The organism is Moorena sp. SIO4A5 (genome assembly GCF_010672005.1).
Lineage (GTDB): Bacteria > Cyanobacteriota > Cyanobacteriia > Cyanobacteriales > Coleofasciculaceae > Moorena.
The window spans coordinates 1-9,853 of record NZ_JAAHHZ010000189.1 but is presented as its reverse complement, the minus strand read 5'-3'; the positions used below and the strand labels follow the sequence as shown (position 1 = coordinate 9,853).

Annotated in this window: 7 protein-coding genes and 2 pseudogenes; 4 read left to right on the top strand and 5 right to left on the bottom strand. The window is 43.4% G+C overall.

Going from position 1 to position 9,853, the window contains the following annotated elements:
• A pseudogene (locus tag F6K57_RS31470) lies at positions 1 to 341 on the top strand (hypothetical protein); the annotation flags it as partial.
• 233 nt (positions 342 to 574) lie between these two features.
• Here the strand turns inward: F6K57_RS31470 and F6K57_RS31465 are convergent.
• Positions 575 to 1,423, bottom strand: a complete 849-nt coding sequence (locus F6K57_RS31465; protein ID WP_293072046.1) for a class I SAM-dependent methyltransferase — start codon at positions 1,421 to 1,423, stop codon at positions 575 to 577.
• Between the two features lie 52 nt (positions 1,424 to 1,475).
• Positions 1,476 to 1,673, bottom strand: coding sequence for a hypothetical protein (locus tag F6K57_RS31460; RefSeq protein ID WP_075905805.1), 198 nt, complete (start codon positions 1,671 to 1,673; stop codon positions 1,476 to 1,478).
• Between the two features lie 158 nt (positions 1,674 to 1,831).
• On the opposite strand from F6K57_RS31460, the gene F6K57_RS31455 reads away from it, so the two are divergent.
• Entirely contained in the window at positions 1,832 to 2,011 is a 180-nt protein-coding gene (locus F6K57_RS31455) for a hypothetical protein (protein ID WP_293072045.1), read from the top strand.
• 39 nt (positions 2,012 to 2,050) lie between these two features.
• Here the strand turns inward: F6K57_RS31455 and F6K57_RS31450 are convergent.
• The 3 genes and pseudogenes from F6K57_RS31450 to F6K57_RS31440 form a co-directional block, all read right to left on the bottom strand.
• A pseudogene (locus tag F6K57_RS31450) lies at positions 2,051 to 2,227 on the bottom strand (Uma2 family endonuclease); the annotation flags it as partial.
• 93 nt (positions 2,228 to 2,320) lie between these two features.
• Positions 2,321 to 2,737, bottom strand: a complete 417-nt coding sequence (locus tag F6K57_RS31445; RefSeq protein ID WP_293024842.1) for a helix-turn-helix domain-containing protein — start codon at positions 2,735 to 2,737, stop codon at positions 2,321 to 2,323.
• 552 nt (positions 2,738 to 3,289) lie between these two features.
• Entirely contained in the window at positions 3,290 to 3,547 is a 258-nt protein-coding gene (locus tag F6K57_RS31440; protein ID WP_293048106.1) for a hypothetical protein, read from the bottom strand.
• A 696-nt stretch (positions 3,548 to 4,243) separates the two neighbouring features.
• Here F6K57_RS31440 and F6K57_RS31435 point away from each other — a divergent pair.
• Together F6K57_RS31435 and recQ are read left to right on the top strand one after the other, a co-directional pair.
• Positions 4,244 to 7,615, top strand: a complete 3,372-nt coding sequence (locus F6K57_RS31435) for a sister chromatid cohesion protein PDS5 (protein ID WP_293072044.1) — start codon at positions 4,244 to 4,246, stop codon at positions 7,613 to 7,615.
• Positions 7,616 to 7,696: 81 nt separating this feature from the next.
• Positions 7,697 to 9,826 (top strand): DNA helicase RecQ, encoded by a 2,130-nt coding sequence (recQ, locus tag F6K57_RS31430; protein WP_293072043.1) that lies wholly within the window; start codon positions 7,697 to 7,699, stop codon positions 9,824 to 9,826.
• The last annotated feature ends 27 nt before the right edge of the window (positions 9,827 to 9,853 follow it).

The following is a 9,853-nucleotide window of genomic DNA, read 5'->3' as shown; positions in this document are numbered from 1 at the left end:
TCCCAGTTACCCCTTCAGCCACCTCTTTATCTGATCATTTGAACAAAATTGGTGCTAAAATGTATGGGGCTTACTGGTGTCCCTATTGCACAAAGCAGAAGCAAATGTTTGGTGAGGCATTTAAGCAAATTAATTATATTGAATGTGACCGAAGGGCTGAAATCTCCCAAACTAACCTCTGTATTGAAGCGAAGATCAGAGCCTTTCCAACTTGGGAAATTAATGGTCGGTTTTACCCAGGTATGCTGTCCTTAGAGCAATTGGCTAAATTTTCAGGCTACTCAGCAGAAGGTGCTACAGAATCAATACCAGTGGTGGAGGAAGAACAAACAGAAAAATAAATAATAGCAATAGTGCAATGTTTTACCTTTAAAAACCTAAGGTAAGCAGTCAGCAGTCAGCAGTCAGCAGTCAGCTTATTTTATTCACAAGCTGTTCGGATCTCAAGTAGGGTGGCACAGGCTTCTAGCCTGTGAATTAGCGCATTAGCTGATAGCTGATAGCTGATAGCACCTCAAGTAGGGTGGCACAGGCTTCTAGCCTGTGAATTAGCGCTTAAGCTAACGTCTAGGGATTATTTAATAATAGAAAATGTTACCGATTTCCTGGCGAAAACAAAAAACGTTGTAATATCTATCCAAATGCCTTTTGCTGTGGCTAATCGCTCAACGGCTGCAAAGAATTCATTTTTGAATTGTGCTAATTTATCTGGAGAAAGCTGGAAAATTTCCGCGCCAAAGGCACTCTTTGAGTTTCCCCGCCAAGAGTTTGCTGCTACTGTTTGAGTATCACTGCTGTAGTAACCAAGTTGATCGGTTTTGACGTTGATGTCTTGAAAACCTGCTTCGGTGAGTAGCTGGTGACATTTCTCGGGACTACCAAGGGGTCCATTGGGATTAGGAATTACAATGCCATAGTCTCGTGCTTTTTCTCGAAACAGACCCCCTGTGGGGAAGGCGTTTGCGGCAAAACAGGAAAATCCGACTAATCCTCCTGGTTTTAGGAAGCGATACCACTGGCGTAAAGCAGCAGGGATATCTGTTAAGTATACAATGGCTGAAGAACATAGAATCCTATCGAAACTATTATCTTGGAAGTTGAAATTTTCTGCATCTGCTTCTATAAATTCGATGTTGTTGAGACCTTCGGCTTTAACTTTTTGTTGGGCTAGATTGAGCATGCCTGAGGAAATATCTACACCGACAACAGCTCCAGAAGCACCGACAATTTTGGCGGCAAGAATTGCTACTAAACCTGTGCCGGTAGCAATATCTAGAATTCGTTGTCCAGTTTTCAGGTGGGATAGTTCTACTAGACCCTTGGCTAGGCGAGGGTGAAAGCTTCCTTGATCATAGTTTGGTCTGGTGTTAAAGTCAGCTTTAACGTTTTCTTTGAACTCATTTATACTTATCTGGTGTTTCATGCTTGGTGGAAATGGAAAATCTGATAACTAGAAAATATAATAACTAGCTTAACTACAATGAAGGAGGCTTTATCACTTCAAAGTCTGACTCATCTAGAGATAGTATAAATGGTTGATCATTCTGCTCAAATGGATTTTCCTCTAATCTGACTATCCAACGACCGGATTCTTCCTGTGCTTCAATACGACCCGAAAGACCCGCAACATAATCAGGATAAATCACTCGAACTAAGGTTCCTACTTTGAGCATCTCAATCACTATCTATACTCCCAATGTCCACCTGATTTTACCTTTAATTAACCAAATCTTAAATTTAAATTGTTACAATACCAGATTAGGTTATTCCAAATCAGCTCACTATTTTCCCCCAAGCCAGTCAGGAGGATTGATCCTCACCGGGGAAGAGTGTGGGTAGTGTGGGTAGTGTGGGTAGTGTGGGTAGTGTGGGGGGGAGAGTTCAAGGATGCCTAGACACAACGGTTAATGATAATGCGATCGCACAAAAGTTAATGCCAATGGTTAATGCTAATGGGATGCTCAGCAAAGAGCCGCTATGCCATCGCACCATAGCATCTCTTTTATACTGATCCGAACTTTCCTAGTTCCTATTCCTTTTATAGTAACTACTACTGATAACTGACCGCTTGAAAAACCTGTTCAGCATTTAACCTTAACTCTGGAAAGGTTGAGGATAAAATACGGTTAGCTCCTCGGAACTGATTAACGTTATATTCGCCATCTATCAATTGGTAAACCGATAAAGTAGGTTGTTTGGGATTGCCAATAAATCGCCTACCACCTAAGAGGTTGTCTGAGAAGTCTCTCGACCATGCTTGACTCATCGCTATTCCCAATTCCCAGGGCGTAGCGCTATCACTAAATAACTTAGACCTTGCTCAGCTAACTTTAAAATCAGAAATCGTCTCAATCCATACCCGTGCTCCACAATTTAGGGGATCATCTGGGCGATACATTACCCGACAAGGACCATTGACTTCAACCGTATGACCGTAAATGTTTTTAGATCCGCGTTTTACGGTAATCACGGGATTGCGTTCGCCGGTGTTGTGATTTTGGCGAATCACTTTTTGATTCACGTGGATCACAGCTTTAGTGTACTGTGTACGCTTTGACCAATTCCGCTTTGGTCCACGAGTACCAGGGGTGACCACTGGCATACCGTCAAATAAGGGAATCACCCAAGTTCTACCAACCTTATACGCTCCTTTGACTCTGCCCTTGCTCAAAAGGAAACGGACGCGAGTGGCAGAGATACCTAGTAATTCAGCGGCTTGTGCGGTAGAAATCATCATGGCGAAAAACCATTGTTTTAACGATATTGTTACTTTAACACAATTTTTGAAAAGATGCAATGGGTTATATAGGTGATGTGGGTGTTTGAAAAAAAACTATTGCATTGTCGCAAGGTGCAGTAAGTGTGGTAAGGGTGGTTAGAAAAAACTATTGCACTATCACAAGGGGTGATAAGGGTGTTAAGCGTGGAAACTTTAAAAAAACTATTGCACTGTCGCAATTAAGTCTTGATTTGAGAATGACAGGACTTACGCACTCAGATATATAAAATCTCCCGATTCCCGATTCCCGATTCCCGATTCCCGATTCCCGATTCCCGATTCCCGATTCCCTGTTCCCTGTTCCCTGTTCCCTCAACAAAAAAAAATTCGGTCAAGTCCTGGTTAATTCCAATGCTTGACCGAATTATTTCTTTTAATAGTCAAGAGCCCTAGGGTTTTTGACTATGTGTTCACCAAATCAACAACATACCAACTTAGGTTTCAGACTTCGTACTTTCTCCTGAGTTTTGACCTGTCGCCAGGGATTGGCATCCCTGGCAAGTTGCTATCTTAATCTACCAACAGATGTCGAATCAATATACTGATCACCTCACCAGAATTTCCGGTAGGTTGAGGAGTGCTCCACTCATGAACTTGTGCGTAGCCACGGCTATAAAGATTATAGATTGTGACCCGCACGGTTTTGGGCGAACCGATCAATATATGTTTGATTTGCTCCCGTCCTGGCTGGGCTTGGCCAGATAATTCAGGGAGATTAGGATTGTTGGGATTATACTCAAAAGTTGGGAGAAAGTTTTCGATGTCCATAAGGTTTTTTGTGTTGTTTTTGGGGACAATTTTATTTTAAAAAATCATTGTTATTTTGTCAACTATTTTTACAACTTTTAAATTAGCGGTAAAAATTATTTTTATGGTTATTTAAAAAAAAGCGATCGCTTTTAGCGTGGCCTACGGCCAATCGCGTAGCGTCATATTCGATTAATTTATTAGTTTTAAACTTAAAATAAGCTGTTTAAGCATCATTTATTACTTAGTCAACATCATATTTTTTTAAATTAATACGGTAATTATGGTATAGTATTTGAGTTAGAGTTTAATTCTGGTATAGCATTTAATTTGATAGAATAATTATGTGTTCGAGTAGGAGATATTTCAGAGTATCGAACTTTCTATCGCATTTACTAGATTGATCCCCCCCAGCCCCCCTTAGCTAAGGGGAGCCTGGAAATCTATCTGGAAACTCCCCCTTATTAAGGGGGATAATGGGGTATCCAAACCCACGCAAAAAACCCGAATACCTGCTCCCTAATCCCTACTCACTGCTTCCTAAGAGGAGCCCGGAAATCTATCTGAAAAGTCCCCGTTATTAAGGGAAACGGGGGATCCAAACCCACGCAAAAAACCCGATTCCCTGTTCCCTGTTCCCTACTCCCTACTCCCTACTCCCTACTCCCTACTCCCTAAATTGCTATAATTAATATAATTAACGATAACTAGAGATCAATGATAGAACCCTTGTCAGTATTAGCCGGTTGGGCAATCCCGAAAATAGGGGAATCGTTGTTAGAGATTGTTTCGGGACAAGGATGGGATAGCTTAAGTCAAGCTCTGAGTAAAAGCGATGTAGACAAGGCAATCAAAGCGGGAGAAGCGGCAGTAAAAGAATGGGAAAAACAACTGGCTCCGAGCCAGCGCTTATTTTTTCAGGCTAGACCGGATGGCTGGAATGGAGTTAATAATTTTTTGCGGGACTATTTTACACATTCAGCAGTTTTGGCGGAATTACAAAAACCCTTACTTAATCAAGGGAAGCCTGATCGGGAGATTTTAATCACGGTATTTCAACAGCAGGCTGAAGGGCATAATATTAAACTGAATCACGATAGTCTCAAGCTTTGGGTGGAGACATTTATTAATGCTTATTTTCAGCAGACGGATACTTATCTAAAATTTCAGGTAGCTAAACAGGATTATTGTGAGCAGCTAGCTAACTGGTTTGATGATGTTAAATTTGCTGGCATTGCTGTGCCTGGGCAAGAGGTAGAAAAATCGGAGAAGTTAGCCCAAATTTTTGTAATGCCAGATGTGGTGGAAGACCTATCAACTGCTGGCGCTTGGGAACGGGATTGGTTAGCAGCTGGTAGTGGGGAAATGTCAGAAACAACACTATTGGCAAAGACAACTGGCCGGAAATTCTTGGCGGAGCAGTTATTGAGCCAAAGTCAGTCGAGACGAGTAGTGATATTGGGTGCGCCAGGCTCGGGAAAAACTACCTTGATGAGTTATTTTGCAGTAATGTTGGCTCAGCAAAATCCTGAGATTTTAGGATTAGATGGTGATACGGACTGGCTACCGATTTTAATTAGGATGCGAGATTTTGCGATAAATCTCGATAAAAGCCTGATCGACTATGCTCGGGTATTTGCTGAAAACACCATGTCAGTGAAACCCTTACCAGTGGGATTTTTTGAGCATTGGTTGTATGATGGTAGAGCGTTGATATTGCTAGATGGTTTGGATGAAGTCGCAGAAGACGCTAAACGGAATGATGTAGTCAGGCGCATCGAGAATTTTTTGGGACAGTTTGACAGAAATCGCGCTATTATTACATCTAGACCGGCTGGCTATCGGCGCGACTTTTTCCGCACTGAGGAATTTCCCCACTATCAAATTGAACCCTTTGATGATCAGAAGATTTCAGCGTTTATTGATAACTGGTATAACAGCAGGTTTCAAGACCAAGCAGAAGCTGAAAGGCGCAAGCAAAGTTTACGAAAAGCACTAGATGATAATGACCGGATTAAGCTATTGGCACGAAATCCGTTATTGTTGACAATCATTGCATTAATTCATCGGTATCAAGCGGTATTGCCCAAAGAACGGTTTGAGCTTTATAATTGTGCTGTCAAGACGTTGTTAACGTCTTGGGATGCTAACAAAGAAATCAGCAGTCATGGAATATTTAAGTATCTAGATTTATATGATTTGCGCCGATTGATGGAATTGTTGGCGTATTGGATTCATACCCAGGTAAATGTTGAAGATAACGACAGTGGTACGCTTCTTGATGCAGTCGCTCATGGGGGAAACCCCCAAGACCGCGCTGCATCGCTGATAGACCGGGATGAGTTGATTGATCAGTTGAGTCAGCAGATTAAAACCTTGAAGCAGGTGCAGTTATACCAAGCTAAAGAAGAAGCAGAAGCATTTGTCACCTTGATTCGCGATCGCACCGGTTTATTGAATGAGCAAGGGCAAAATTGTTATGGTTTTGTCCATAAGACGTTTCAGGAATATTTGTGTGCTGAAGAGATTGACTATCAAGCGGATAATGAGGGAGATTTTGAGATTGTTTTGAGTCAGATTCGGGAGCATTTGCATGACTCCCACTGGCGCGAGGTGTTACTATTGCTGATAGCACAACAAAAACCGAAAAAGGCGGCGAGGGCGATTCGGGCAGTTTTGACTAATAAGAGTAACTACGAGCAGTGGTTGCATCGTGATTTGTTGTTTGCTGGTAGTTGTTTGGCAGAAGACCCAAAAAATTTTATTGGTGCTGATCGTGGATTGGTGCAAGAGATTTTGCAGCAGTTGTTTGAGTTAGAAGTCAGTAGTAAAGAGCGGGTTGGTGAGAAGATTCGCGAGCAGGTTTTTCAGATAATTTGTAGTTTCTATGAAACAGATTTTAAATCACAGGTATTGGAATTGTTAGAACAGCAATCCCATCGAATTGATGACTGGCGATTGCTGAACTATCGAGCCGAGTTAGGGGAAAAGGATCAGGTAATTACAATATTGCTAGCACAGCTAAAGGATCAGAATTCTGATGTCCGTGTGAGTGCAGCCGATGCCTTGGATAAATTGAGCAATAGCTCAGAAACTGTAATAAACGCCCTCCTAGCAAAGCTCCAGGATGAGAATTCTGATGTGCGTTGGAGGGCAGCCAGATCCTTGGGTAAATTGGGCAACAGCTCAGAAACCGTAGTCAGCATTCTCCTAGCACGGCTTCAGGATCCCGATCCTGATGTGCGTGGGTGGGTAGCCGATGCCTTGAGCAGATTGGGCAACAGCTCAGAAACCGTAGTCAGCACCCTCCTAGCACGGCTTCAGGATCCCGATCCTGATGTGCGTGTGAGTGCAGCCGAAGCCTTGGGCAAATTGTACAACAGCTCAGAAACTGTAGTCAGCACCCTACTAGCACGGCTTCAGGATGATGATTATTTTGTGCGTTGGAGGGCAGCCAGAGCCTTGGGCAACTTGGGCAACAGCTCACAAACAGTAGTCAGCGCCCTAATACCAAGGCTTCAAGATGATAATTATTTTGTGCGCGGTCAGGCAGCCAGAGGGTTGGGTAAATTGGGTAACAGCTCAGAAACCGTAGTCAGCGCCCTTCTAGCAAGGCTTCAGGATGATCAGTCTAATGTGCGTGGGCAGGTAGCCAGAGCCTTGGGCAACTTGGGCAATAGCTCAGAAACCGTAGTCAATGCCCTAATATCAAGACTTCAGGATGATCACTATTATGTGCGTGGCAAGGCAGCCTTAGCCTTGGGCAACTTGGGCAACAGCTCAGAAACCGTAGTCAACGCCCTACTAGCTCTGCTTCAGGATGATCAGTCTTATGTGCGTCAGGGGACAGCCTTAGCCTTGGGCAATTCGGGCAACAGCTCAGAAGCTGTAGTCAACGCCCTACTAGCTCTGCTTCAAGATAATGATTCTTTTGTGCGTAGTAGCGCAGCGGAAGCCTTGGGCAAATTGGGCAAAACATCCAATCATGTTCTGCCTACTGTGATTAAATGGATTGAACAACACCAAGATTCCGACTATGTGGGCAGAGGTATTGATGCCCTGTGGGATTTGGTTGTAGGTGAGGAGTAGGAAATAGCGCGTCTATGTTACAGTTTTTAGGCATAATAATCTTATCCCCAACACTGAAGCGATCGCAATCCCCTCACGACCATGGAAGAGTCGCCATCCCTGGAGCATGCCCTTAAACATTTCTTTGGCCACGACTGTTTCCGTCCAGGACAGCGACAGATTATTGAAGAAGCGCTGGAAAATCAGGACTTACTGATTATCATGCCCACTGGCGGTGGTAAATCCTTGTGTTATCAACTGCCAGCGCTACTGAAACCGGGCTTAACGGTTGTGGTATCTCCTCTGATTGCCTTGATGCAAGACCAAGTGACGTCTTTGGAAGATAATGGCATTGGGGCTACCTTTATCAATAGCACCTTGAGCTTCCAACAAATGCGATCGCGCGAAGCTGCTATCCTTCAGGGTCAGATAAAATTACTCTACGTATCACCGGAACGGTTACTAGCAGAACAGTTTATCCCATTTTTGGATAGAGTGCGATCGCAAATCGGTATTCCCACCTTTGCCATTGATGAAGCTCACTGCGTCTCACAATGGGGGCATGATTTTCGCCCAGAATATCGGCAACTAAAACTATTACGTAACCGCTATCCTAATAGCTCAGTGCTGGCTCTGACCGCTACTGCTACTAATCGAGTCCAACAGGACATTATCCAACAACTGGAACTGCGACAGCCGAAGGTTCACATCGCCAGTTTCAACCGTCCTAACCTTTACTACGACGTTCAACCAAAACAACGGCAAAGCTATAAACAGTTATTAAAACAGATCCGTTCTCACCAAGGTTCCGGTATTGTGTACTGTACGAGCCGCCGTTCTGTAGACGAAGTTGCTTTCCGGTTACAGAATGATGGCATTTCTGCCTTACCTTACCATGGCGGAATGACGGATAAAGCTAGGACAACTAATCAAAATCGGTTTATTCGGGATGATGTGCGGATAATCGTAGCTACGGTAGCCTTTGGCATGGGAATTAATAAGCCCGATGTACGGTTTGTGATTCACTACGATTTACCCCGTAACCTGGAAAGTTATTACCAGGAATCGGGACGAGCAGGACGGGATGGGGAACCAGCCACATGTACCGTTTTATATAGCGCTAGTGATATCTCCAAACTTCATTATCTCATTGATCAAAAGCCCGATCCCAACGAACAACGGATTGCCTATCAACAGTTAAATCAGATTGTTGACTACGCAGAAGGCACAGATTGTCGCCGCCGGATTTTGCTGGGCTACTTTGGTGAGCGGTTTCCAGGGAATTGTGACAAATGTGATAACTGTTGCTATCCTAAGCCAGTAGAAGATTGGACAATTGAAGCTCAAAAATTCCTCTCTTGTGTAGCCCGGTGTCGGGAACGGTTTGGGATGAACCACATTATTCAAGTGTTGCGGGGCTCAAAAAGTAAGAAAATTGAGCAATATGGCCATCACTTACTCTCTACTTATGGTATTGGTAAAGATAAAACTGCAGAGGCTTGGAAAATTCTAGTGCGATCGCTTTTGCACCAGGGATTGGTAGACCAAACCACCGATGGCTACTCAGTGCTGAAGCTCAATAAACTAAGTTGGGAAATCCTGCGCAAACAACGTTCTGTTTATGTTGCTATTCCCCAGTCATCTGTAGAAAAAGCCTTAGGAGAAATTAACCCCAGAGCAGTTGAAGCAGAGCTTCTGCTAGAGAAACTGCGGAAACTAAGGAAACAGCTAGCTGACCGGCAATCGATTCCGCCCTATGTAGTGTTTGCCGATTCCACACTGAAACTGATGGCACAGATGAAACCCAAAACCTTAGAGCAATTTGCCAAACTTTCCGGTGTTACTCAGTATAAAGTCACCCAGTATGGCGAGCAATTTATTTCAGAAATTCGGGCATTTTGTCAAGAGCAAAAACTACCAGAACCCCTGCCCTCCAGTACTTATATGAAAACGCTGCAATTCTATCAACAAGGGTTAAGTGTAGAGGAAATTGCTAAACAACGAGGGTATACTACCAGAACTATAATAGATCATTTGAGCCAATTAATTGAAATGAATCAGCCAGTGGATTTAAAACGACTGGTACCATTGGAACGCCATGAGCCAATTATTACAGCCATTGAAAAAGTGGGTGATCAGTATCTGAAACAATTACGGGAATACTTAGGAGAACGTTACTCCTATGACGACATTAAACTAGTCCGTGCTTGGTGGCGACGGCAGGATAATTGATATATAGCATTTCTCCCACTTACGAGG

Excerpts from the sequence above, each read along its gene's own strand:
- F6K57_RS31465 (WP_293072046.1), bottom strand. The coding sequence starts at position 1,423 with ATGAAACACCAGATAAGTATAAATGAGTTCAAAGAAAACGTTAAAGCT.
- F6K57_RS31460 (WP_075905805.1), bottom strand. The coding sequence starts at position 1,673 with ATGCTCAAAGTAGGAACCTTAGTTCGAGTGATTTATCCTGATTATGTT.
- F6K57_RS31445 (WP_293024842.1), bottom strand. The coding sequence starts at position 2,737 with ATGATGATTTCTACCGCACAAGCCGCTGAATTACTAGGTATCTCTGCC.
- F6K57_RS31440 (WP_293048106.1), bottom strand. The coding sequence starts at position 3,547 with ATGGACATCGAAAACTTTCTCCCAACTTTTGAGTATAATCCCAACAAT.
- F6K57_RS31435 (WP_293072044.1), top strand. The coding sequence starts at position 4,244 with ATGATAGAACCCTTGTCAGTATTAGCCGGTTGGGCAATCCCGAAAATA.
- recQ (WP_293072043.1), top strand. The coding sequence starts at position 7,697 with ATGGAAGAGTCGCCATCCCTGGAGCATGCCCTTAAACATTTCTTTGGC.